Raw genomic sequence first — 23,980 nt, forward strand, 5'->3', positions numbered from 1 at the left:
TTTGCTTTCCGGCCGACGTCCGGTCGCCGCTGCGCGCGTGCTTACCGCTGCGTCAGCATCATGTACATCTGGATCACGACGTCCGGCGAGAACGTGAACGGCACCCAGCCGTAGCCGGTGTGGCGCGCGACCAGCAGACGATCGCCGTTCGACTGCTTCTGCACGGCCATCATCGGGTTCTTCGTCGTCACGAAGCGCCAGCCGGCCGGGATGCCCGGCGGCGGTTCCGGCTGCATCGACGCGCGCGCATGCGCGAGTTCCTCGATCAGCTGGCCCAGTTGTTCCGGGTGCAACGTGATCGACTGGCCGTTGACGGTCAGCGTCAGTTCGTTCTGCGACGGGCGCGCGACGTGCAGCGTCGCCTTGTCCGCGGGGGCGTCGGCGCCTGCTTCGGCCGCGGGTGCGACTTCGATCGCGGCGTCGGCGACGGTGGTCGCGACGACGTCGGTGATCGCGTCGGCCGCCGCAGCGGCGACTTCATCGGCGGCAGCCGGCGCGGTGGCGTTCGTCATCGGCTCAACGGCGGACCCGACGGCCGGTTCGACCGCCTCAGCCGCGACGGCCGGCTCGATGGCCAAAGCTGCCGCGTTCGTCGCGGCGTCCTTCACGACGGCTTCGACCAGCGCTTCCGCGTCGGCGATCGCCTTCGCGTGACGCTCGGCGGCCGCTTCGGCCTGCGCGATCGCTTCGGTATGGCGCTGCGCGACGGCCTCGGCCTCGGCGGTCGCCTCCGCATGGCGTTGCGCGGCCGCGTCGGCTTGCGCGATCGCTTCGGCGTGACGCTGCGTGATCGCTTCGGCTTCGGCGGTTGCCTCGACATGGCGTTGCGCAGCCGCTTCCGCTTCGGCGATCGCCTGCGTGTGACGCTGCGCGAGTGCCTCGGCCTCGGCGATCGCGGCCGCGTGGCGCTGCGTCGCGGCCTCGGCTGCGGCGGTCGCCTCCGCATGGCGCTTCGCGGCGGCTTCGGCTTCCGCGGCGGCCGCCGCATGACGCTGCGCGGCCGCGTCCGCTTCGGTCGCGGCGGCGTGATGACGCTGCGCGGCGGCCTCGGCTTCGGCGATCGCGGCCGCATGACGCTGCGACGCGGCTTCGGCATCCGCGTGGCGCTGCGCGAGCGCCTCGGTCAGCGCGGTCGCTTCGGCGTGCCGCTGGACGGCGGCCTCGGCCTGCGCGGCGGCTTCGGTGTGGCGTTGGGCGGCGGCTTCGGCCGCGGCGGTGGCGTCGGCGTGGCGCTGCTGCGCGGCATCGGCGTCGGCGGCTGCGGCCGTGTGGCGCTGCGCGGCGGCCTGTGCTTCGGCTTCCGCGGCGGCGTGACGTGCGGCGGCGGCCTGGGCTTCCGCCGCGGCGGCGCGCGCGAACGCTTCCGCGCTGCGTGCCGCCTGCTGCGCGGCGTGGTGATCGTGGAGGAGCTGATCGACGCCCGCGTTGAGCGAATCGATCTGTTCGTTCAGGTTCATGCGTGTCTTCTCTGCGTAAGACCCGCGATTTTAACCGCTGCGCCGGTGCCGGTCCGTCAGCGACGTGTAACAAAGTGCGCAAAGCGGCGTGAAATACGCCGCTTTGTGTTACTTCAGGTAGCCCGCCGAGCCGAACCAGTCGAGCGCATCGCGCAGTCCTTCGCGGTACGGACGCGCACGGTAGCCGAGCTCGCGCTCGGCCTTCGCGGACGTGAAATACATCTTGTTCTTCGACATCCGCAGCCCGTCGACGGTCACGAACGGCTCCTTCTTCGTGAACTTCGCGACGGCCTCCGCACCGACGGCGAGCGGGTAGAGCGGCCAGCGCGGCAGCGCGATCGTCGGCGCCTTGCGGCCCGTCATCTGTGCGATGTCGGCCAGCATCTGCTGCAGCGGCAGGTTCTCGCCGCCGAGGATGTAGCGCTCGCCGATCCGGCCGCGCTCGAGCGCGAGGAAGTGGCCGTGCGCGACGTCGTCGACGTGCACCAGGTTCAGCCCGGTATCGACGAACGCGGGAATCTTGCCGAGCGCGGCCTCGACGATGATGCGGCCGGTCGGCGTCGGCTTTACGTCGCGCGGGCCGATCGGCGTCGACGGGTTGACGATCACGGCCGGCAGCCCTTCGTCGGCGATCATCCGCTCGACCGCGCGCTCGGCCAGCACCTTGCTGCGCTTGTACACGCCGATCGCCTGCTCGGCGGTCAGCGGCCGGTTCTCGTCGGACGGATCGCCGGCGCTCGTGACCTTCAGCGTCGCGACGCTGCTCGTGTAGACGATCCGTTCGACGCCTTCGGCGCGCGCCGCGCGCATCGTCGCGACTGCGCCTTCGAGGTTCGCGCGCTCGATCTCGTGCGGGTCCGGCGCCCACAGCCGGTAGTCGGCCGCCACGTGCAGCAGGTAGCGCACACCGCGCAGCGCGGCGCGCATCGACGTCTCGTCGCGCATGTCGCCGGTGACGATCTCGGCGTCGAGATCCGCGACGTTCGTGCGCGGGCTGGTCGGGCGCACCAGCACGCGCACCGCATAGCCTTTCTGCTGCGCGATGCGTGCGACGGCCGAGCCGACGAAACCGGACGCGCCGGTGACGAGAACGAGATCGCGGGAAGTATCAGTCATGCGTTTCCTTCAGGGCCGCGCGCGGGCGGCGCGGCGGTTGTGCGTCGGCGAGATTGTACGTGGTCGGCGCGCCCGGCGACGCGAGCGCCGTCCTCCGGCACGCACGCATCGCCGGGCAGCAAACCCGCAGTTGCGTGCTCGCGCGGGCGGCTGCACTGGCGACGGCGCCGAGCCGGCCCGCCGGGCCCGTGTGCGAAGCGGCCGACGCGACTACAATGCCGGGCTTGAATGGATTGCACGACGGGAGGGCGACGCGATGAGCCGCAATGAACTGGACGAACGGATCGAGACCTACTACGTGCGGGTGCGCGGCGTCGTGCAGGGCGTCGGTTTCCGTCACGCGACGGTGCGCGAGGCGCATGCGCTGAAGCTGCGCGGCTGGGTCGCGAATCTCGAGGACGGCAGCGTCGAGGCGATGATCCAGGGCCCGGGCGCGCAGATCGACCGGATGCTCGCGTGGCTGCGCCACGGGCCGCCGTCCGCGCGCGTGACCGAGGTGACGTTCGAGGAGCGCCACGTCGAAAAGCGCTTCGAGCGCTTCCAGCAGCAGTAACGCGCAAGGCTAAAAGAACATGACGGGGTATCCGGAGGCCGGGCGCGGCATCGCGCTGTCGGTGATGGCGTCGACGCTGTTCGCGCTGATGTCCGCCTACGCGAAACTGCTCGCGCCGCTCACGGGGCTCGACATCTTCGCGTGGCGCATCCTGTGGACCGCGCCGGGCGCGCTCGCCCTGATCGCGCTGCGCGGCCGCTGGCCGGCGCTCGTCGAACTCGTGCGGCGCGGCGTGCGCGACTGGCGCCTGCTGGTCGCGCTGCCCGCGAGCGCGGCGCTGCTCGGCCTGCAGCTGTGGCTGTTCCTGTGGGCGCCGCTGCACGGACGCATGCTCGAAGTGTCGCTCGGCTATTTCCTGCTGCCGCTGACGATGGTGCTCGTCGGCCGCTTCTACTATCACGAACGGCTCGATCCGCTGCAATGGGCGGCGGTCGCATGCGCGGCGCTCGGCGTCGCGCACGAGGTATGGGCGACGCGCGCGTTCGCGTGGCCGACGCTCGTCGTCGCGCTCGGCTATCCGCCGTATTTCGTGCTGCGCCGCCGGATCAACGCCGATTCGCTGGCCGCGTTCGCGCTCGAGATCGTGCTGCTGTGTCCGGTCGCGTTCGCGATGGTGTCGGCGAGCGCGACGCCGGTCGCCAGCCATCCGCGGCTGTGGGCCGTGCTGCTGCCGGGGCTCGGCGTGCTCAGCACGCTCGCGCTCGCGAGCTACCTGAAGGCGAGCCGGATGCTGCCGATGGCGCTGTTCGGGATCCTCGGCTACGTCGAACCGGTGCTGCTCGTCGCGGTGTCGCTGCTGCTGCTCGGCGAGACGCTGAGCGTCGCGCAGCTCGCGACGTACGGGCCGATCTGGGCGGCCGTTGCATTGACCGCGTGGCACAGCGCGATGCTGATGCGGCGCTTGCCCGCGCGCGGCTGAGCATCGCCGCCCGGCCGTGCGACGGCGGCAACGAACGTGCCGCGCAGTGCGCATTGCTTGCGTCGCGTCACGCGATGCCGGCGTCGAACCGGCATCGCGCTGATGTGCAGCTGACGTCTGGCTGGCGGCCTCGCCAGCGTTGCATCGCCGATGTCACGCCTGTAATCGAACAGAAGATTCCGTTGCACTTTGTTACTTAGGGTATCTCCCGACCGGCCGCTAGACTGATCTGACCGCCTCCTCTTCGTATGCGGCTTTTCCATGAACGGTCATTTTCGTGCCGGGCCGGCCGGGTTGGCGCGATACGAGCATACGCGTAGCGCCGCCGATCGCGTTCGCCTTCTCCCTTCCGAATCCTCCTTCGGTGCATGCCGCACCGTCGTCGTGCAGGTGCGGCCATGTCGTTGAACACGCCGCCTGCCGTCCCGATGCCGCCGACCCGTAGCGCGCGCCTGATCGAAGTCGATTTCTTCCGCGGCATCGTGCTGCTGATGATCGTCGTCGATCACATCGGCGCGAGCGTGCTGTCGCGCGTGACGCTCCATGCATTCGCGCTGTGCGATGCAGCCGAGGTGTTCGTGTTCCTCGGCGGCTTCGCGACCGCGAGCGCGTACGGCGCGATCGCCGACCGGCACGGCGCGCGCGCGGCGCAGCGGCGGTTCGTGCGCCGCGCGATGCAGATCTACCGCGCGTTTCTCGCGACGTCGACGCTGATGCTCGTCGTGTCCGCCGTGCTCGACCATTACGGGATCGACACGCCGAACCTCGCGCTCGACGACGTCAGTGTGATGCTCGCGTCGCCGCTCACGGGGCTCGCCGAACTGCTCACGTTCCAGCGCCAGCCGTATCTCGCGTCGGTGCTGCCGATGTACGTGCTGTTCGCGCTCGCGTCGCCGGTGATCGTGCCGTTCGCGCGCCGCCATCCGTGGCTCCTCGTCGCGTTCGGCGCGACGTCGTGGCTCGCGGCGGGCTGGCTCGGCCCCGAGCTGCTGGACACCGATGCGTTCCGCTGGAACTTCAACCCGTTCGCGTGGCAGCTGATGTTCGTCGCCGGCGTGCTCGCCCGCTGCCAGCCTTTCTACCGGTACGTCGCGCTCGGGCGCTGGAGCGCCGCGGCGACCGGCGTCGCGTGCGCGATCGTGCTCGGTTGTGCGAGCTACAAGCTGTTCTCGGGGCTGCCGTTGCCGGAAGGTATTCTCAAGCGCGATCTCGCGCTGCCGCGCATCGTGAGCTTCGCGGCGATTGCCTGGCTGATGGCCGACTGCGTGCGCTACGGCTGGATCGCGCGCATTGCGCGGGCCGTGCAGCCGGTCGTCGCGGTCGGCCGGCGCGGCCTGATCTGCTTCGTCGCGGGCGCGGCGATCTCGCTCGTCATCGATTCGCTGCTGCATCCGGTCGCGAACGGCGCCGAGCTGCGGCATATCGGCGTGGGCCTCGCGGCCGACGCATGCGCGGTCGGGCTGATGATGGCGGTGGCCGGTTCGGGAACGTGGTTCGCACGCCGGCGCGGCGCGGCCGCGTGAACGGTGCGGGAAAACGCGCAGGCGGCACGCAACGTGCCGCGCTGTGCGCTCAGTGAGGTGAGCCGATACGGGAGCGGGGGACGACGGTCGCGTCGTCGGATTCGGCGTCGTCGCGTTCGTCGGACTTCGGATCGTCCTGCTGCGCGAGCACCGCATCGGCTTCGGCCGCGGCCCGGGCGGCGCGCAATGTAGTGCAGCGCTGCGCGTGCCGGATGTCCGACAGTATCCTCAAGAGCCGAGTCGTCTTGTTTTTCATGATCTTCTCCCGCCAGTGCGCATCACGACGGAGCGGATGCGCCGTTGCAACCAGTGTAGGACGTGCTGGCCGCGCTGGCGGGAGAATGTGGCGTGCACGCCGCACGCCGAGGGATAGTACTTACTGCGCCGAGGCCATCGCCTGCGCCTGCACCGCTTCTTCCTCGCGGCGCTCTTCCGCGCAGCGCTGATGCTGGCGCGACAGGCGGTTCATCATCGGCAGCAGCAGCAGGGCGAGCAGCATGCCGATCGCGGCGAGCCAGCCGAGCTTCTCGAACAGCGACAGGTACAGCGGCAGCGATTCGGTGGCCGGCAGGTCGTGCGACGGCATCTGCGCGAAGTTCGCGACGACGCTGCCCAGATACTGCGACACACCCGTCGCGACGAAATACGCGCCCATCATGAAGCCGCTCATGCGCGCCGGCACGTAGCGGGCGATCATCGCGAGGCCGAGGCCGCTCACCAGCAGTTCGCCGAGCGAGTAGAGGCCGTAGCCCCACACCATGAACCACGACGACACGCGGCCGTCCACCGCGTAGCGGCCGCTGATCGTGAACACCAGGTAGCCGGCGGCTACCGCGCCGAAGCCGAACGCATACTTCGCGGCGACCGGCAGGTCACGGCCGCTCTTCGAGAACGCGTTGTAGACCCACACGAGCACCGGGCTCAGCATCATGATCCAGATCGGGTTCAGCGCCTGGAACTGCGCGGCGCTCCACGTGAACAGCGTCGTGCCGAACAGGATGAAGCGCGGATCGACGTTGCGCAGCGCGAACAGCGTGAGCGACGTCGACATCTGCACGTAGAAGATGAAGAACAGGATCACCTGGCCGATCAGCACGAGCGCCGCGATCAGGCCCGCGCGTTCCGAACGCTCCGACTTCGCGATCATGTACGCGAAGATCGCGAGGATCGCGAACGCCGCCGTCCATACGCTCGCGACTGCGAGCTGCTTGTGCTGCAGCACGTACAGCGTGACCAGCGCGAGCGCAACGCCGCCTGCCGCCACGCCGCCGAGGCGCTTCCAGCGGATCGGTTCGTCGTCGGGCTGCGAGCCGATGTGCGCGAGCGTGCGGTGCATCAGCATGAAGTTCAGGATCGCGAGCAGCATGCCGGCGCAGCAGACCGCGAACGCGGTGTGCCAGCCCCAGTGATCCTTGATCCACGGCGTCGCGAGCATCGACACGGTCGAGCCGATGTTGACCGCCATGTAGTAGATCGTGAACGCGCTGTCGATGCGCGCATCGTCGCCTTCGTAGATGCGGCGCACGAGGTTCGCCGCGTTGGCCTTGAACAGGCCGTTGCCGACGACGATCACGCCGAGCGATGCGTACATGTACGCCAGCGCGTCGTTCGGGATCGCCAGCATCAGGTAGCCGGCGCACAGCACGGCCGCGCCGATGATCATCGTGCGACGTGCGCCGAGCACCTTGTCGCCGATCCAGCCGCCGATCGACGGCGACGCGTAGACGAGCGCGGTGAACGCGCCCCAGGTCAGGTTCGCATGGCTGTCGGTGAAACCGAGCCGGTCGACCATGAAGAGGACCAGGAGCGCGGCCATACCGTAGTAGCCGAAGCGCTCCCACATTTCGATGAGGAAGACCGTCGTAAACGAACGGGTCTGTGAAACAGGTGCGTGCATCATCAATCTCGTTTGAAACGGACGGCGCGGATCGCGCGTCGCCTTGGGGTCGAACTGGCGCCGGAGCACGGTGGCCGGGTAGGCTTTGCGTCGGCGATGGAGCAGTCGGGCGGGTTAGCCCGGGCCGGGGTCGGACTCCGCCCGATAAGGCGGTGCGAGGCCCCGACCGGCACGCGAGTGGTAACGTTTGCCGGTCCGGTGCGTCAGGTCCGCGCCACTCAGGGAAACTCCCGATATGGCAGCAGCTTTCAGGAAAATTTGTCTCATCATCTATTTGTAAGCTTCGCGCCCGTTCTCCGAAAATTCCCGGAGAGCCGCTTGCAGCTTGCCTGTGAAGCCGGCGAGTCTGGCAAGATAGCGCGTCGTTTCGCCCGCTTCGTGCCCTGTTTAGTGCACCGGGCTCAACACCGAAGACGTGTGCGAACCCGAAGATTAAGCTATCTCGTATTAACTTAGTTACTTTCCATCAAACATTTTTTGACGACCACTTTTCGGCCTGCTATGGTTCCCCCCACTGAAAACTCGCGAGCGGCAGACGCTGCCGCACTCGGCAGCAAGATTCGCGCGTTGCGCCAACGACTCAAGCGCACGCTCGACGACACCGCTACCGCCGCGGGGATTTCGAAGCCGTTTCTGTCTCAAGTCGAACGCGGGCTCGCGTCGCCGTCACTGACGTCGCTGGCCGGTATCGCACAAGCGCTCGGCGTGACGGTGCAGTACTTCGTGGATACGCCGAGCGAGGAACGCTCGGTCTGCAGAGGCGATCAGTTGCGCTTCTTCGGATTCGCCGATTCGGCGAACCTGTTCGCGAGGCTGACCAACGTGACCGAAGGGCGTCAGCTCGAGGCGATCCTCGTGCGGATGCCGCCGGGGCAGAAGCGGTCGGAGGTGACGACCCATGCAGGAGAGGAATTCCTGTATGTGATTGAAGGGGAAGTGTCGCTGACGCTGGAAGGCAAGACGTTCGTCCTGCAGGCCGGTGACAGTTCGCACTATCAGTCGACGGTCCCGCACAGCTGGGTCAACACCGCGAAGGTCGAGTCGGTGGTGGTCTGGGTCGGTACGCCGCGGCTGTTCTAACGCACAGGTATTCCTTCGTTTCCAAGACGGAATGCCTGTCGAAAGAAACGTAAGGAATACTAAGATGCAATACGAGAATCACGGGCCTCCTCAATCGCTGTACCCGTCAGCGTCTCACGCGTAACCGCGGCATCCGCCGCGCATCGCTCGCCGAACAACTTTCTCAAGACTGCCACGATGAAATCCTTGCATGCCATGTCGGCCGTGCTGGCCGCGCTCGCCCTGACGACGCCCGTCGCCCACGCCGTTACCGTTCCGTCGAACGTCACGCTCGCTCCTCAACAGGACCTGACGCGCCAGGTGCCCGCCGAAGTCGAGTCGCTCGACCCGGCGCACATCGAATCGTGGACCGGCAACACGATCGGCCTCGACCTGTTCGAAGGGCTTGCCCGCATCGACGCGGCCGGCCAGGTCGTGCCGGGTGTCGCGCAGTCGTGGGAGCGCAAGACGCCGCAGACCTGGATCTTCAAGCTGCGCCACGATGCGAAGTGGAGCAACGGCCAGCCCGTGACGGCCGCCGATTTCGTCTACTCGTGGCAGCGCCTCGTCGACCCGAAGACGGGCTCGAAGTACACGATCCTCGTCGAGTTCGTGAAGAACTCGAAGGACATCATCGCCGGCAAGGCCGCGCCGACGACGCTCGGCGTGCGCGCAGTCGACCCGTACACGCTGGAAGTGACGACCGACGTGCCGGTCGCGTTCTTCCCCGAACTGACCGCGATGGTGCCGCTCGCGCCGGTGAACAAGGACACCGTCGCGAAGTTCGGCGACGCATGGACGCGTCCCGGCAACATCGTCAGCAACGGCGCGTACCAGCTCGTCGACTGGCAGCCGAACAACCGCATCGTGATCTCGAAGGACGCGAAGTACTGGAACGCGCCGAAGGTCGTGATCAACAAGGTCACGTACCTGCCGATCGAAAGCGACGAAACGGCGATGCGCATGTACCAGGCCGGCCAGATCGACTACAGCTACTCGATCCCGTCGGGCATCTTCCAGCAGGTCAGCAAGCAGTTCGGCGGCGAACTGCGCCCGGGCCTGCAGCTCGCGACCTACTACTACTACCTGAACAACAGCGACGCGGCGCTGAAGGACAAGCGCGTGCGCCAGGCGCTGTCGATGGTGATCGATCGCGACGTGCTGACGTCGAAGCTCACGCAGGCCGGCGAGAAGCCGATGTACGGCCTGATGCCGAACGGCACGAAGGGCGTGCACCCGTTCACGCCGGAATGGGCGTCGTGGCCGATGGCCAAGCGCGTCGCGACCGCGAAGGACCTGCTGAAGCAGGCCGGCTTCTCCGATGCGAAGCCGCTGTCGTTCACGCTCACGTACAACACCAACGACCTGCACAAGAAGGTCGCGCTGTTCACCGCATCGGAATGGCGCACGAAGCTCGGCATCGACACGAAGCTCGAGAACGTCGAGTTCAAGGTGCTGATGAAGGAGCGGCATGACGGCAAGGTGCAGATCGCGCGCGACGGCTGGTTCGCCGACTACAACGACGCGATGACCTTCTTCGACCTGATCCGCTGCGGCAGCTCGCAGAATACCGTCGGCTACTGCAACAAGCAGGCCGACACGCTCGTCGACGAAGGCAACCAGAAGCTCGACGACAAGGCGCGCGCCACGCTGCTCACGCAGGCGCACGACGCGGCGATGAACGACACGCCGATGGTGCCGCTGTTCCAGTACTCGGCCGACCGTCTCGTGAAGCCCTACGTGGGCGGCTACTCGCTGAAGAACGTGATCGACATGCGTGCTTCGCAGGACATGTACCTGATCAAGCACTGAGCGGAGCGATCATGCTGGCCTACGCATTGAGACGCACGTTGTGGGCGGTGCCGACGATTCTCGCCGTCATCACCGTCTGCTACCTGCTGCTGCACTTCACGCCCGGCGGTCCGTTCGATACGGAGAAGCAGCTGTCCGCGGCGACGCTCGCGAACCTGAACGCGAAGTACCACCTCGACGAGCCGCTGTGGAAGCAGTACCTGCTGTATCTCGGTTCGCTGCTGCACGGCGATCTCGGCCCGTCGTTCCGCTACGTCGACTGGTCGGTGAACGATCTCGTGAAGAAGGCGCTGCCCGTGAGTCTCGGCGTGGGCGGCATCTCGATCCCGCTCTCGATCGGGTTCGGCGTGCTGCTCGGCACCGTCGCGGCCGTGCGCCGCGACAGCGTGATCGACCGCTTCGTGATGCTGATCGGCAACTTCGGCAACGTCGTGCCGCCGTTCGTGCTCGGCCCGGTGCTGGTGTGGATCTTCGCGATCCTGCTGAAGACCTCGGCCGGCAACGGCTGGCTGCCGGCCGGCGGCTGGGGCGACGGCGGCTGGCAGTACAGGCTGCTGCCGATCGTGCTGCTGACCTTCATCAACGTATCGCTGCTCGCGCGCGTGATGCGCGGCTCGATGATCGAGACGCTGTCGAGCAACTTCATCCGCACCGCGCGCGCGAAGGGCCTGCCGGGCTCGACGATCGTGCTGCGCCACGCGCTCAAGCCCGCGCTGATGCCGGTCGTGTCGCTGTTCGGCACGGTCTGCATCACGTCGATCACGGCGGCCGTCGTCACCGAATCGGTGTTCGCGCTGCCGGGGCTCGGGCAGCTCGTCGTGAACGGCGCGATCAACCGCGACTACACGCTGGTGCTCGGCCTCGTCGTGCTGACGACCGTCTGTGCCGTGCTGTTCAACCTGCTGGTCGACCTCGCGTACGCATGGCTCGATCCGCGCATCCGTTATTGAGCGAGGCACTGCGATGACTCCGACTACTCCCGTCGTCAGTCTGCCTGTGCAGACCGACTCGCCGCCGCGTTCGCGCTCGCCGCTCGCGCTAGCGTTCGCGCGCTTCCTTCACAACCGCGCGGCCGTGTTCAGCCTCGTGCTGCTCGCGCTGATCACGCTCGCATGTTTCGTCGGTCCGTGGCTGCTCGCGGCCGATCCCGCCGCGAGCGACTGGGGCTCGATCAGCCTCGCACCGACGCTCGCGAACCAGCACTGGTTCGGCACCGACGAGCTCGGCCGCGACCTGCTCGTGCGCACGCTGATCGGCGGCCGCGTGTCGATCGAGGTCGGCCTGCTCGGCACGCTGGTGTCCGGCCTGTTCGGCGTGGCGTGGGGCGCGACCGCCGGCTTCGCGGGCGGGCGGGTCGACTCCGCGATGATGCGCGTCGTCGACATGATGTACGCGATCCCGTACCTGCTGATCGCGATCCTGATGATGACCCTGTTCGGCCGCTCGTTCATGCTGGTCGTGCTGACCATCAGCGCGTTCTCGTGGATCGACATGGCGCGCGTCGTGCGCGGCCAGACGCTGTCGCTGCGCAATCGCGAGTTCGTCGACGCGGCGCGCGCGATCGGCGTGTCGCCGGCGTCGATCGTGCTGCGCCACGTCGTGCCGAACCTGCTCGGCGTGGTCGTCGTGTACGCGACCGTGTCGGTGCCGAACATCGTGCTGACCGAATCGGTGCTGTCGTTCCTCGGCCTCGGCGTGCAGGAACCGATGACGAGCTGGGGCGTGCTGATCCAGGACGGCGCGCAGAAACTGGAATCGATGCCGTGGCTGCTGCTGGCACCGGCCGTCATGCTGTGCGTGACGCTCTACTGCGTGAACTTCGTTGGCGACGGCCTGCGTGACGCGCTCGACCCGAAGGATCGCTGAAGATGGCTGTTCTGTTGGAAGTAGAAAACCTCGGCGTGCGCTTCTCGCGCAAGGACGCGCCGCCGATCGACGCCGTGAGCGGCGTGTCGTTCTCGCTCGAAGCCGGCAAGACGCTCGGCATCGTCGGCGAATCGGGCTCGGGCAAGAGCCAGACCGTGATGGCGCTGCTCGGCCTGCTGGCCGGCAACGGCGCGACGACGGGCGCCGCGCGCTATCGCGGCGACAACCTGCTCGAGATGGATACGCGCGCGCTGAACGCGGTGCGCGGCGACCGGATCGCGATGATCTTCCAGGATCCGATGACGTCGCTCAATCCGTTCCTGACGATCGAGCGGCAGATGACCGAGACGCTGCAGCTGCATCGCAAGCTGTCGCGCAAGGAAGCGACGAAGCGCGCGATCGAGGCGCTCGAGTCGGTGCGCATTCCCGACGCCGCGCGCCGCATCCGCATGTATCCGCACGAGTTTTCCGGCGGCATGCGCCAGCGCGTGATGATCGCGATGGCGCTCCTGTCCGAGCCGGAAATCCTGATCGCCGACGAGCCGACCACCGCGCTCGACGTGACCGTGCAGGCGCAGATCATCGACCTGCTGCGCGAGCTGAACCGCGAGCGCGGCACCGCGATCGTGCTGATCACGCACGACATGGGCGTGGTCGCGGGCCTCGCGGACGACGTGATGGTCATGTATGCGGGCCGCACCGTCGAATACGCGCCGGCCGACTCGATCTTCGCGGCGCCGTCGCATCCGTACACGATCGGCCTGCTCAACGCGCTGCCGCGCCTGACCGACGCCGACGACGCGCCGCTCGTCGCGATTCCCGGCAATCCGCCGATGCCCGGCACCGCGCCGGCCGGCTGCGCGTTCGCGAAACGCTGCACGTATGCGGAGGCGCGCTGCGGTACCGCACGCCCCGCGCTCGAAACCTATGGCGCGGCGGGCGCGGTGCGCGCGTGCCACCGGCCGCTGGCCGATCTGACGGGAGGTCTGCGATGAGCGTCGATGAACGCCGCAATGCCGGCGCGACGGGCACGACGAGCGATACGCTGCTGTCCGTCGACGATCTGAAGGTGCATTTCCGCGTGCCGCTCGGCGGCTATCCGTGGTCGCCGAAGGGCACGCTGCGCGCGGTCGACGGCGTGTCGTTCGACGTGAAGCGCGGCGAGACGGTCGGACTCGTCGGCGAGTCGGGCTGCGGGAAGTCGACGCTTGCGCGCGCGCTGATCGGCCTCGTGCCGATGACGGCCGGCACGGTGCGCTGGCGCGGCGAAGCCGTCGCGCCCGATCACCTGCGCGGCACCGCGATGCGCCGCGAAGTGCAGATGATCTTCCAGGATCCGCTCGCGTCGCTCGATCCGCGCATGACGATCGAACAAATCGTCGCGGAGCCGCTCGTCACGCACCACGCGGGCCTCGGCCGCGCCGAAGTGCGGCGCCGCGTGGTCACGATGCTCGAACGTGTCGGCCTGAACGCGCATCACCTGCTGCGCTATCCGCACGAGTTTTCCGGCGGACAGTGCCAGCGCGTCGGCATCGCGCGCGCGCTGATCGGCGAGCCGAAGCTCGTGATCTGCGACGAGCCCGTATCGGCACTCGACGTATCGATCCAGGCGCAGATCGTGAACCTGCTGCGCGACCTGCAACGCGAACTGTCGTTGTCCTATCTTTTCGTCGCGCACGACCTGGCGGTGGTGAAGGCCATCAGCCAGCGAGTGCTCGTGATGTATCTCGGCCGCGTGATGGAGTTCGGCACGCGGCATGACGTGTACGGCGTGCCGCAGCACCCGTACACGAAGGCGCTGCTCGATGCGGCGCCGACGCCGGAGCCGGCGCGCGAGCGTGCTCGCCGTCCGATGCTGCTGGCGGGCGAGATGCCGTCGCCGCTCAACCCGCCGTCCGGCTGCGCGTTCCGCACGCGCTGCCCGGTCGCGATCGACGCGTGCGCGCAGGACGTTCCGTTGCCGGAAGTGCGGCAGGGCTCGCCGGCGCGTGTCGCGTGCATCCGGGCGGGCGTGGCGGCGTGAAGTGACGCAGCAAACATAACCAGGCAGGTCAACAGGGGTAGGGTGCGGCGCGAATGATCTTCGCGCCGCGGGTAAAGGCGCGTCCTTAACCGGGCTCGCCGGGGGGCTGGAAGCGGATCGCAACCGGCGTGGACGACATCAACACAAGACGAGAATGACGATGAACAAGCAAAAGACGATCGGGACGGCATCGAAGATGCTGCTTGCATGGGGCTTGCCGGCGCTTGCCGGCGTATCGCTGAGCGGCGTGGCGTACGCCGACGACGCGGCCCCCGCACCGCTGACGGTCGCGCAGGCGGCGCCGTCCGCCGGCGCAGGCACGTCGGTTGCGCAGGCAACGACCCCGAACGCCATTATCAACGCCGAGGCGACCCAGGCCGTCACGCCGCCCGACGAGCCTTCGGCACAGTCGAAGTCGAACGGCTTCATTGCCGACAGCCACCTGAATTTCCTGTTCCGCAACTATGCGGACACGCTCGACAACAAGGGCGGCCCGCACCGTCACGCGTGGGTCCAGGGCGCGATGGCGAACTTCGAGTCGGGCTACACGACCGGCCTGATCGGCATCGGCTTCGACGCGTCGTTGTATGCGGCGCTGAAGCTCGACGGCGGTGCCGGCGCGGGCAGCATGGTGCACATCGCGAAGGGCGGCGGCGGTTCGAACCAGCTCGCATGGGCCTATCCGGGCATCTACGACGTGAAGGCGCGCATCTCGAACACGGTGGTCAAGTACGGGCTGCAGGCCGTCGACAACCCGTTCATGGAACAGCACGACAACCGCGCGCTGCCGCCGACGTTCCTCGGCGCGACGATCGTCAGCAACGAATTCAAGAACGTGATGCTCGAGGCCGGCAGCTTCACGAAGACCGATGCGCGCGGCCACACGACGCTCACCAACCTCACGACGCAATACGGTGGCACGCGCATCAATCGCCTGACCTACGTCGGCGGCACGTGGGACTATTCGCCGGACGGCGAAGTCGCGCTGTACGCCAACCAGGCCGACGACGTGTGGCACCAGTACTACGCGTCGGTGAAGCACAGCATCGGCGATACGAAGTCGATCAAGTGGACCGGCTTTGGTAACGTTTACTCGACGCACGACACGGGCGACGCGCTGCAGGGCAAGATCAACAACAACGCGTACAGCCTGTCGGTGGCTGCGCAGCACGGCCCGCACGAACTGCTGCTCGGTTATCAGCAGGTGCTCGGCGACCAGTTCTTCGACTACCTGAACGAAACGAACGGCATCTTCCTGACCAACTCGATGGACGTCGACTACAACGCGCCGCACGAAAAGTCGCTGCAGCTGCGTTACACGTTCTACGGCAAGGAAGCGGGCCTGCCGGGCTTCAAGGCGATGGTCTGGGGCGTGACGGGCTGGGGCGCGGACGGCAGCGCAGGGGCTGCGAACGATCCGAGCAAGTCGAGCATCTACTGGAGCAACGGCGCGCCGGTGCAGGGCCGTCACCACGAGTTCGGCTTCATCCCGTCGTACACGTTCCAGAGCGGCAAGCTGAAGGACACGAAGGTCACGTTCATCGCGATGTGGCACACCGGTTCCACGCACACCGCGGACGCGACCAACAAGGAGTACCGCCTGGTCGTGAACGTGCCGCTGCACGCGTTCTGATCGAAGGGGGGACGCAACGTCCCCTTCAGTCGTTTTCGTCTCGCGCGGCCGGCCTGCGACCCGTTCGATCAGGCCGGCTTGTGCAACCCCGCCACCGGATCGTTCGCGGCGGGCATGTCCTCCACCAGCGACGTGAGCTGGCGGCCCGTGTCGCGCCAGGCGTCGAGGCCGCCGCGCAGCGGCAGCGCATCGGTGAAGCCTGCGTCGAGCAGGCGCTTGGCCATCAGCGCGGCCGTCACTTCGTTCGGGCACGAGCAATACACGACGAACTTCTGTGAGAACGGATAGCGCGCGACGATGTCCTCGATGTGCCGTTCGTCCGCGAACTGCGCGCCGGGAATCGTGAACGGGTCGAGCTTGCGGTGTTCGGGCGAACGCACGTCGAGCACCACCGGCGCGGCCGCATCGCGCAGCAGTTCTTCGAGCTCGTCGACGCCGATCCGCGCAGTCGCGAGCTGGCGGATCAGCGCGCGGCGGCGCATCCAGCGCACGGCCGCGTAGACGGCCAGCAGTGCGACGATCACCAGCAGTACCGCGCGGCCGAGCCGGCTCGCGCCGGCGAACAGCCAGTCGATCTGCCGATAGAACACGAGCCCCGCGAGGAGGCCGACGATCGTCCACAGCGCGGCGCCGAGCGCGTCGTAGCCGGCGAACGTGCGATAGCGCGTGCCGAGTGCGCCGGCCATCGGCACCGACACGAGCGACAGCCCGGGAATGAAGCGGGCGACCGCGAGCACGCGCACGCCGTAGCGGCCGAAGAATCGTTCGGTCTTCTTCACGCAGGTGTCGCGCGACAGCGACAGCCGGCAGATCGTCTTCAGCGTCGTGCCGCCGTAGCGCCGCCCGGCGACGTACCACACGGTGTCGCCGATCAGCGCGCCGAGCACCGACAGCGCCAGCACCGTCAGGAGCTGCGAGCCGATCATCGCCGGATTCATCGCGGCCATCGCGCCGAACAGCACGAGCGTCGGCATCGCCGGTACGGGCAGGCCGATGGCCGCCGCGAGCACGTTGGCGAAGACGAGAAGCGGCCCGTATTGGGCGACGAGGTCACGGAGCATGACGGCTGGCCGAAAAGGAAGCGCGTGTGGAAGGTACGAAGATGGGCCGATTATCGGCCATTTTCAAGCGGACGGCGGGGAATGACGCAAAGCGCCTGACGGCGGCAGGGTGATGCGGGCGGATCGGTGAGCCGGTGCGTTGTGCGCGGCTCACCGGTCGACATCACGAAGGGGTAGGGGTGCGGACGAGCGAGGCGGCGCCGTGGTTTTCGCCAGGCAGTTCGGCGCCGTGCGAGCGGATCGCCGCGATCAGCTCGGCCGGCGTGATCTCGTAGCGAACCTCGCGGTGAATGCCGGGCTTGCGCTCGTCGATGTCGATCAGCAGCACGCTCTTGCCGTCGTCGGTCGATTCGAGCCGGAGCGAGCGCAGTTCGCGGCCGTCGGCCGGGTCATGTTCGGTGAGCAGGGTCATTGCCCCGGATGAGCCGGTAGTGCGCATCGAACCTATCCTCGTATCGTGTGTGCCAGGTTGGCGAAGATGTCGTTGTTGAATGCAGCTTGACGAAGTTTAACGCGAATGGGCCACAACACGGAGCATTTTCGTGGTCCCTGAATGAGGGCTGCACCGGCCATCCTTCTGATGTTTGAGCCGCGCCGGGCGGGCGTTTTGGCCGGATCGGACCGATCCGCGCCCGGCGCCCGGCCGGTGCGCGGCCGGGAGGCGCGGGTGCCGTCAGAAGCGGTCGGCGAGGCCCATCGCCGGGTCGCTGACCGAGTGGCGGCCCGTTTCGACGCGGCCGGCCATGCGGCGGGAGAAGCTGGCGTCGCTGTCGGTTTCATCGACAATCCGGCGGCGATCGCACTGTACGAAAAGCACGGCTTCCGGATAGAAGGCGAGGCGCCGGACTATGCGCTGCGCGACGGTGCGTATGCATCGGTGTTTCAGATGGCGCGGATCAAGGGGCGGCAGTGATGGACGCGTGCTGAAGCGCGTGCGGGCCGGCGCGTCGTTGCATCGGCCGCGGCATGTGCATGTATTGGCCATGCCGTGCGCCTTGTCGTGCCTGCCTCCGTGTACCCGATCGCGTGCAGCGACCGACGGCAGTCAATGCAGCGCCGCATGCAGCGCAGTGAGTGGTCGCGTCGACCGCCCAGGCGCGCACGTCGGCGACGTCACGCTTCATATCCATTCGAGAATTCGTTCGTTTTCAACCGGCGGCGAGAATCGTATCGTCAAATGATTTGCCGGTCGCCGTGGTTGTCGCGGTTGGTACGGCTGCGCGGTGTGCGCATGCAGCGGCCGGTCTGGGCCTTTCGCATCGATGCCTGCGTGATCCCTACGCGATGCCCACGGCCGATGCCGGCATGCGTCGTGCCATCCGTCGATGCCCTTCGTTGTTGCATCGCTTCGTCGTGTTTTCGCTTCGCCGTTTCGTGCGCAAGGGCCGGCCATCGCAGCGTACCGGTTCCGCCGTCGCGCGACGCCGCTATCCGCAACCGTCTCTTTCAACGGAACCCGCCTTGATGAAAACCGTCCTCCGTAACCTGACTGCAGCCTGCCTGTTCGCCGCCGCGGGTGCGGCGTTTGCCACCAACGCGCCGCAGGGCGCTCCCGTATCGGGCCCGTCGAGCGGCGGCGCGCATCTGCCGCCCGGCATCGCTTGGCAGCAGGGCGACGTCGATGCCGCGTTCGCGCTCGCGAAGCGCACCGGCAAGCCGCTGCTGCTGTACTGGGGTGCCGTATGGTGCCCGTCGTGCAACCAGGTGAAGTCGACGATCTTCAGCCAGCAGGCATTCAAGGCTCGCTCGTCGTTCTTCGTGCCCGTGTATCTCGACGGCGATACCGAAAGCGCGCAGAAGCTCGGCGAGCGCTTCAAGGTGCACGGCTATCCGACGATGATCCTGTTCCGTCCGGACGGCACCGAAGTGACGCGGCTGCCGGGCGAGGCCGATCTCGAGCGCTACATGCAGGCGCTGTCGCTCGGGATGACGGCCGCGCATCCGGTGCGGCAGACGCTCTCGACCGCGCTGAACAACGGCGCGGCGCTGACGCGGGCCGAATGGCATCTGCTGGCCGACTATTCCTGGGACACCGACGGCGCGCTGCCGGTGCCGGCCGATCGTGTCGCGCTGACGCTGCAGACGCTGTCGCAACGTGCGCGTGCCGCCGGCGCGAAGGCGGACGCCGCGCGCTTCGCGCTGAAGTCGGCGGTGGTGGCGGCATCTGACGATCCCGCACAGGCCGGCGCGCTCGACAAGGCGGCGCTCGCCGACGCGCTGCGCGCGGTGCTGCGCGAACCGGCGCTGGCGCGGGCGGATTCGGACGTGCTGGTCGCGGCGCCCGCGCGCGTGGTCGCATACCTCGGCGGCGACGCCGCGCAGCGCACGACGCTGCGCGACGCGTACGACACGGCGCTCGCCCGCCTGTCGACCGATTCGACGCTGTCGTCGATCGACCGGCTGATGGCGCTGCACGGCCGCGTGCTGCTCGCGCGCAACGACGCGCACGCCGGCGCGCCGCTCGCCGCGCCGGCGCTGGTCGATACCGCGCGCAAGCAGATTGCCGCATCGGTGCAGGGCGCCGCGAACGCGTACGAGCGGCAGGCGCTCGTCAGCGAAGCGGCGGACACGCTGACCGACGCTGGGCTGTACGACGAATCCGACGTCTTGCTGAAGGCCGAGTTGCCGCGTTCGGCGACGCCGTACTACTTCATGTCGGGGTTGGCCGCGAATGCGAAGGCGCGCGGCGACAAGGCCGCGGCGCTCGACTGGTACCGCAAGGCATACGACTCGGCGAGCGGACCGGCGACCAAGCTGCGCTGGGGCGCGACCTATTTCGCGAATGCGGTCGCGCTGGCGCCGGACGATTCTGCACGGATCGAAGCGATCGCCGCGAGCGTGCTCGCGCAGGCCGGCAAGACCAAGGATGCGTTTTATGGGGCGAACCTGCGTGCGCTGACCAAGGTCGTCACGCAGCTGAATCGCTGGCGCGGCGGCGGCGCGCACGATGCGTCGGTCAGGTCGGTCGTGAAGCAGTTCGACGGAGTGTGCGCGAAGCTGCCGGCGGGCGACCCGCAGGCAGCGCCATGCGCGAAACTGATCGAGCCGGTGAAGGCGTGACGGCTCGCGACGGAGCGGTCGGGCGGGGCGGCCGCGTCGTTGCGGCGATTACCGGGCCGACTCCGGTGATGCACCGCGGTCGTTGTCATATCCGGCACCTTGCTGGCGGGCGATCTTCGCTTCGGCGGAAACGATGCTGGCCGGATAGAACCAGTCGCTCGGCTGGAAGCCGGCCTGCTTGAGCGCCTTCACTTCGGCGCGGACCTGCGCGCGCGTGAGCGGCGGGTTCGACTGCGCTTGCGCGGCGAGCGGGGCGGATATAGCCAGGGCAACGGCAACTGCGTGAATCAGGCGCTTCATGATCGTGACCTCCATGTTTCCAGCTGGGCGGCCGGACTTCGTTTGACGAAGCGGCGGCGGTTGAAAGCAGTGTAGGCCCGACCACGCGCGGGAAAAATGCGATCGCTCCCAACGCAGTGTTCTGCTGCCGGAAACAATGAACGGTGGAGCGGACGGCCCGGATGGCGGCACGTGACGGGCGACAGGCCGTCCGGTCTGCACCGCAATGTGGCGTCGAGCGATTCCGGTCGGTCGGGGACGAAGTGTCGGATGGGAATCCCGGCGATCCGTGCTGGTTTGCAAGCGGAGGTATCGGGAAGGTGCGGCGCGTCGCGACAAGCATCGCGCCGTGGTGCCGCTGCGGCAATGCCGGCCGGTCGAACAGCCGGGAACACGCGGAGGGAGGAAGGCGCGCCGGCCGCGTCGATGCGGCCGGCAGGGTTGGGCGGCGCTCGGAACGCCGCCCGATGCGGCGGCTTACACGAGGCCCGTCGTGTAGTACACGGCGATCACGAAGAACACCGCGAGCGTCTTGATCACGGTGACCGCGAAGATGTCGCGATACGACTCGCGGTGCGTGAGGCCCGTGACCGCGAGCAGCGTGATGACGGCGCCGTTGTGCGGCAGCGTGTCCATGCCGCCGCTGGCCATCGCGACGACCCGGTGCAGCACCTCCATCGGAATGTTGGCGGCCTGCGCGCCCTTGATGAACAGGTCCGACATCGCGGCGAGCGCGATGCTCATGCCGCCCGACGCCGACCCGGTGATGCCTGCGAGCGAGCTGACCGACACGGCCGCGTTCACGAGCGGGTTCGGAATGCTCTTCAGCGCGTCGCTGACGACGAGGAAGCCCGGCAGCGCGGCGATCACGCCACCGAAACCGTATTCCGACGCGGTATTCATCGCGGCGAGCAGCGCACCGCCGACGGCGGCCTTCGAACCGGCCGCGAAGCGGTCGCTGACGCGCTTGAACGCGGTCAGGACGACCAGCACGATGCCGAGCAGCAGCGCGGCCTCGACCGACCAGATCGCGACGACGGTCTTGATCGACGTCGTGACCGGCGTGTGCACGCCGGGCAGCACGTCCGGCGCGACCGTGTACGACGCAGCGCCGTACCACTGCGGAATCAGCTTCGTGAACGTGAAGTTCGACGCGCCGACGAGGAGCAGCGGCAGGATCGCCAGCGCCGGATTCGGCAGTGCCGTCGCTTCGACGCGCTCCGGCTCGTTGACGAGCGACGTGCCGTAGCCTTCGCCCTTCGCCATCGCCGAACGGCGGCGCCATTCCAGGTACGCGAGGCCGACGACGATGATGAACAGCGAGCCGATCGTGCCGAGTGCGGGTGCGGCCCAGGCGGTCGTCTTGAAGAACGTGGTCGGGATGATGTTCTGGATCTGCGGCGTGCCGGGCAGCGAATCCATCGTGAACGAGAACGCGCCGAGCGCGATCGCGCCGGGCATCAGCCGCTTCGGAATGTTGCTCTGGCGATAGAGCTCGGCCGCGAACGGGTACACCGCGAACACCACGACGAACAGCGACACGCCGCCATAGGTGAGCAGCGCGCACACCGCGACGATCACCGCATTCGCGCGCGAGCGGCCGATGTAGCGGATCGCGGCGTGCACGATCGACTCGGAGAACCCGGACAGTTCGATCACCTTGCCGAACACGGCGCCGAGCATGAATACCGGGAAATACAGTTTGACGAAGCCGACCATCTTCTCCATGAAGATGCCGGAGAAGACCGGTGCGACGGCGGCGGGTTCGATCAGCAGGACTGCGCCGAGCGCGGCGATCGGCGCGAACAGGATCACGCTGTAGCCGCGATACGCGGCGAACATCAGGAACGCCAGCGCGGCGAGGACGATCACGAAAGACAAGGGAGTCTCCTAATAGCTTGGAATGGCTTTGGTTGTTGTTCGATCGCGGAGCGCGCCGCGGACCGGCCCAGGTTCCTGCAGATTTCGTGCCATCGGCCGCATTGCGCCGCCGGACATGGGTCCGGGGCAGGCCGGCGGGCCCGCGCCGGCCAATGTCTGAAGATTCTACATAAATCGTCTCCATCCGGAGACGCTTTGGCCGTCGGGACAGCCCATCGAATCGGGCAGGGCTTTCCCGGACAAGGCATTCCGGCGTGTCTCCAAAATGAGATACTGCGTCCCGTTCCGGAGACATCCGGCCAAGCATATGCGGAGACGACGACACGATGATGAACGACTGGGCGCGCCTGCCCGTCAATTACGGCGACGTGCTGCTGCGCGCCGCCGAGTCGCTGTTTCGGACCTTCGAGGATTCGAGTGCGGGCACGGTGGTCGTCGATCGCGACGCGCGCGTCGTGTGGATGAACGAGCGTTATGCGGCGCGCTTCGGGTTCGCCGATCCGCAGCAGGCAGTCGGCCTCGACTGCGAGGCGGTGATTCCGAACAGCCTGATGCGCGAGGTCGTGTCGACCGGACAGCCGATCCTGCTCGACATCATGGAGACGGGCCGCGAGCCGCTCGTCGTCACGCGCCTGCCGTTGAAGAACGAGGCGGGCGAGACGGTCGGCGCGATCGGCTTCGCGCTGTTCGACCAGTTGAAGACGCTCACGCCGATCTTTTCCCGTTACGCGCAGCTTCAGCAGCAACTGATCGCGACACAGCGTTCGCTCGCGCAGGCGCGCCGCGCGAAATACACGTTCGCGAGCTTCGTCGGCACGAGCGCCGCAAGCCTCGAAACCAAGCGGCAGGCGCGGCGCGCGGCACAGGTCGATTCGCCGGTGCTGCTGCTCGGCGAGACGGGGACCGGCAAGGAACTGCTCGCGCATGCGATCCACGCGGCGTCGGCGCGCGCGCTCCAGCCGCTCGTGACTGTCAACGTCGCGGCGATTCCCGACACGCTGCTCGAAACCGAATTCTTCGGCGCGGCGCCGGGCGCGTATACCGGCGCCGACCGCAAGGGACGCGTCGGCAAGTTCGAACTGGCCGATCGCGGCACGCTGTTTCTCGACGAGATCGGCGACATGCCGTTGCCGCTGCAGGGCAAGCTGCTGCGCGTGCTGCAGGACAAGGAGTTCGAACCGGTCGGCTCGAACCGGATCGTGCGCGCCGACGTGCGGATCATCGCCGCGACGTCGGCCGACCTGCCCGCGCTGGTCGAGGCCGGCCGCTTTCGCGCGGATCTCTATTACCGGCTCAACGTGCTGACGATTCACGCGCCGCCCTTGCGCGAGCGCGCGTCCGACATCGCGGCGCTCGTCTATGCGACGCTCGAGGAACTCGCCGCGCAGCACGGCCGTGCCGCGCACTGCGAACTGACCGACGATGCGCTGCGGATGCTGTGCGCGTACCCGTGGCCCGGCAATGTGCGCGAGTTGCGCAACACGCTCGAGCGCGCGCTGATGCTGTCGGATCGCTCGGTGATCGATGCGGGTGCGCTCGCGCCGTTCCTCGGGCCGGTGCGCGTGGCGCCGGACAGCGTGCCGGCGGGCATGCGGGCTGTTCCGTTGCCGCTCGGCCGAGACGCGGGCGACGCATCGGGTGCCGCCGGTGTGCCGGTCGTTTCGTATGCCGATGCATTGGCCGCGTGGGAGCGCCAGTTCCTGATCGACGCGCTCGCGGCCTGTGACGGGAAGGTCGTGGAAGCGGCCGCCCGCATCGGCATTGGCCGGGCGACGCTCTACAAGAAACTCGCGGCGCTCGGGATCGAGCGGTAGCAAGCGGTGGCCGATGCGCCCGGACAT

Annotated in this window: 20 protein-coding genes and 1 pseudogene; 13 read left to right on the top strand and 8 right to left on the bottom strand. The window is 67.9% G+C overall.

The genetic code is table 11. The features are described 5' to 3' along the window. Positions 1 to 41: 41 nt before the first annotated feature. Positions 42 to 1,457 carry a phage tail protein gene (locus DIE04_RS04110; protein WP_124520103.1) on the bottom strand — a complete coding sequence of 472 codons (1,416 nt, stop codon included), beginning with the start codon at positions 1,455 to 1,457 and terminating at the stop codon, positions 42 to 44. A 108-nt stretch (positions 1,458 to 1,565) separates the two neighbouring features. Beyond that, a complete protein-coding gene (hpnA, locus tag DIE04_RS04115) occupies positions 1,566 to 2,573 on the bottom strand; it encodes a hopanoid-associated sugar epimerase (RefSeq protein ID WP_044844982.1) in 1,008 nt (335 codons plus the stop codon). Between the two features lie 256 nt (positions 2,574 to 2,829). Here hpnA and DIE04_RS04120 point away from each other — a divergent pair, with 256 nt between their 5' ends. The 3 genes from DIE04_RS04120 to DIE04_RS04130 all read left to right on the top strand — a co-directional run bounded on the left by DIE04_RS04120 (position 2,830) and on the right by DIE04_RS04130 (position 5,568). Further along, positions 2,830 to 3,126, top strand: a complete 297-nt coding sequence (locus DIE04_RS04120; protein ID WP_124486044.1) for an acylphosphatase — start codon at positions 2,830 to 2,832, stop codon at positions 3,124 to 3,126. A gap of 19 nt (positions 3,127 to 3,145) precedes the next feature. Beyond that, on the top strand, positions 3,146 to 4,045 hold the full coding sequence (gene rarD / locus DIE04_RS04125; RefSeq protein WP_124520101.1) for an EamA family transporter RarD: 900 nt from the start codon (positions 3,146 to 3,148) through the stop codon (positions 4,043 to 4,045). 398 nt (positions 4,046 to 4,443) lie between these two features. Next, positions 4,444 to 5,568 (top strand): OpgC domain-containing protein, encoded by a 1,125-nt coding sequence (locus tag DIE04_RS04130; RefSeq protein WP_124486046.1) that lies wholly within the window; start codon positions 4,444 to 4,446, stop codon positions 5,566 to 5,568. Between the two features lie 49 nt (positions 5,569 to 5,617). Here the strand turns inward: DIE04_RS04130 and DIE04_RS04135 are convergent, their stop codons facing one another. Further along, a complete protein-coding gene (locus tag DIE04_RS04135; protein ID WP_044844987.1) occupies positions 5,618 to 5,824 on the bottom strand; it encodes a hypothetical protein in 207 nt (68 codons plus the stop codon). A 120-nt stretch (positions 5,825 to 5,944) separates the two neighbouring features. Continuing rightward, the gene (locus DIE04_RS04140) at positions 5,945 to 7,468 is read right to left on the bottom strand and encodes a peptide MFS transporter (RefSeq protein ID WP_044844988.1); all 1,524 of its coding nucleotides are present in this window, start codon (positions 7,466 to 7,468) and stop codon (positions 5,945 to 5,947) included. A 498-nt stretch (positions 7,469 to 7,966) separates the two neighbouring features. On the opposite strand from DIE04_RS04140, the gene DIE04_RS04150 reads away from it, so the two are divergent. From DIE04_RS04150 to DIE04_RS04180, 7 genes are all read left to right on the top strand, one after another. After that, entirely contained in the window at positions 7,967 to 8,545 is a 579-nt protein-coding gene (locus DIE04_RS04150; protein ID WP_044844989.1) for a cupin domain-containing protein, read from the top strand. A gap of 177 nt (positions 8,546 to 8,722) precedes the next feature. Beyond that, positions 8,723 to 10,336 carry a peptide ABC transporter substrate-binding protein gene (locus DIE04_RS04155; RefSeq protein ID WP_124486047.1) on the top strand — a complete coding sequence of 538 codons (1,614 nt, stop codon included), beginning with the start codon at positions 8,723 to 8,725 and terminating at the stop codon, positions 10,334 to 10,336. Positions 10,337 to 10,347: 11 nt separating this feature from the next. After that, positions 10,348 to 11,286 carry an ABC transporter permease subunit gene (locus DIE04_RS04160; RefSeq protein WP_124486048.1) on the top strand — a complete coding sequence of 313 codons (939 nt, stop codon included), beginning with the start codon at positions 10,348 to 10,350 and terminating at the stop codon, positions 11,284 to 11,286. A gap of 13 nt (positions 11,287 to 11,299) precedes the next feature. Then, a complete protein-coding gene (locus DIE04_RS04165) occupies positions 11,300 to 12,202 on the top strand; it encodes an ABC transporter permease (RefSeq protein ID WP_044844992.1) in 903 nt (300 codons plus the stop codon). A 2-nt stretch (positions 12,203 to 12,204) separates the two neighbouring features. Then, the gene (locus tag DIE04_RS04170; RefSeq protein WP_124520099.1) at positions 12,205 to 13,197 is read left to right on the top strand and encodes an ABC transporter ATP-binding protein; all 993 of its coding nucleotides are present in this window, start codon (positions 12,205 to 12,207) and stop codon (positions 13,195 to 13,197) included. Then, positions 13,194 to 14,225, top strand: a complete 1,032-nt coding sequence (locus DIE04_RS04175) for an ABC transporter ATP-binding protein (protein ID WP_044844994.1) — start codon at positions 13,194 to 13,196, stop codon at positions 14,223 to 14,225. Before DIE04_RS04170 ends, DIE04_RS04175 begins: the two co-directional genes overlap by 4 nt. Before the next feature lie 160 nt (positions 14,226 to 14,385). After that, the gene (locus DIE04_RS04180; protein ID WP_044845036.1) at positions 14,386 to 15,858 is read left to right on the top strand and encodes an OprD family porin; all 1,473 of its coding nucleotides are present in this window, start codon (positions 14,386 to 14,388) and stop codon (positions 15,856 to 15,858) included. A 68-nt stretch (positions 15,859 to 15,926) separates the two neighbouring features. Here DIE04_RS04180 and DIE04_RS04185 read toward each other — a convergent pair whose 3' ends face one another. Both DIE04_RS04185 and DIE04_RS04195 read right to left on the bottom strand, forming a co-directional pair. Then, positions 15,927 to 16,919: a DedA family protein/thiosulfate sulfurtransferase GlpE gene (locus DIE04_RS04185; RefSeq protein ID WP_044844995.1), complete on the bottom strand. Its 993-nt coding sequence runs from the start codon at positions 16,917 to 16,919 to the stop codon at positions 15,927 to 15,929. Positions 16,920 to 17,082: 163 nt separating this feature from the next. Beyond that, a complete protein-coding gene (locus tag DIE04_RS04195; RefSeq protein WP_044844996.1) occupies positions 17,083 to 17,358 on the bottom strand; it encodes a hypothetical protein in 276 nt (91 codons plus the stop codon). A 336-nt stretch (positions 17,359 to 17,694) separates the two neighbouring features. Here DIE04_RS04195 and DIE04_RS04200 point away from each other — a divergent pair. Together DIE04_RS04200 and DIE04_RS04205 are read left to right on the top strand one after the other, a co-directional pair. Further along, positions 17,695 to 17,832: pseudogene (locus DIE04_RS04200) on the top strand (GNAT family N-acetyltransferase); the annotation flags it as partial. A 551-nt stretch (positions 17,833 to 18,383) separates the two neighbouring features. Continuing rightward, a complete protein-coding gene (locus DIE04_RS04205; RefSeq protein WP_124520097.1) occupies positions 18,384 to 19,979 on the top strand; it encodes a thioredoxin family protein in 1,596 nt (531 codons plus the stop codon). A gap of 48 nt (positions 19,980 to 20,027) precedes the next feature. Here DIE04_RS04205 and DIE04_RS04210 read toward each other — a convergent pair whose 3' ends face one another. Beyond that, positions 20,028 to 20,279: a DUF4148 domain-containing protein gene (locus tag DIE04_RS04210; protein ID WP_124520095.1), complete on the bottom strand. Its 252-nt coding sequence runs from the start codon at positions 20,277 to 20,279 to the stop codon at positions 20,028 to 20,030. A 456-nt stretch (positions 20,280 to 20,735) separates the two neighbouring features. Next, complete coding sequence (locus DIE04_RS04215) at positions 20,736 to 22,139, bottom strand: GntP family permease (protein ID WP_044845000.1); 1,404 nt, start codon at positions 22,137 to 22,139, stop codon at positions 20,736 to 20,738. Between the two features lie 326 nt (positions 22,140 to 22,465). Between DIE04_RS04215 and DIE04_RS04220 the strand changes: the two genes are divergently transcribed. Next, the gene (locus DIE04_RS04220; RefSeq protein ID WP_124520093.1) at positions 22,466 to 23,953 is read left to right on the top strand and encodes a sigma-54-dependent Fis family transcriptional regulator; all 1,488 of its coding nucleotides are present in this window, start codon (positions 22,466 to 22,468) and stop codon (positions 23,951 to 23,953) included. Positions 23,954 to 23,980 lie beyond the last annotated feature (27 nt).

The sequence above is a fragment of the Burkholderia sp. Bp8994 genome (assembly GCF_003853805.1).
In the GTDB taxonomy this organism is placed as follows: Bacteria; Pseudomonadota; Gammaproteobacteria; order Burkholderiales; family Burkholderiaceae; genus Burkholderia.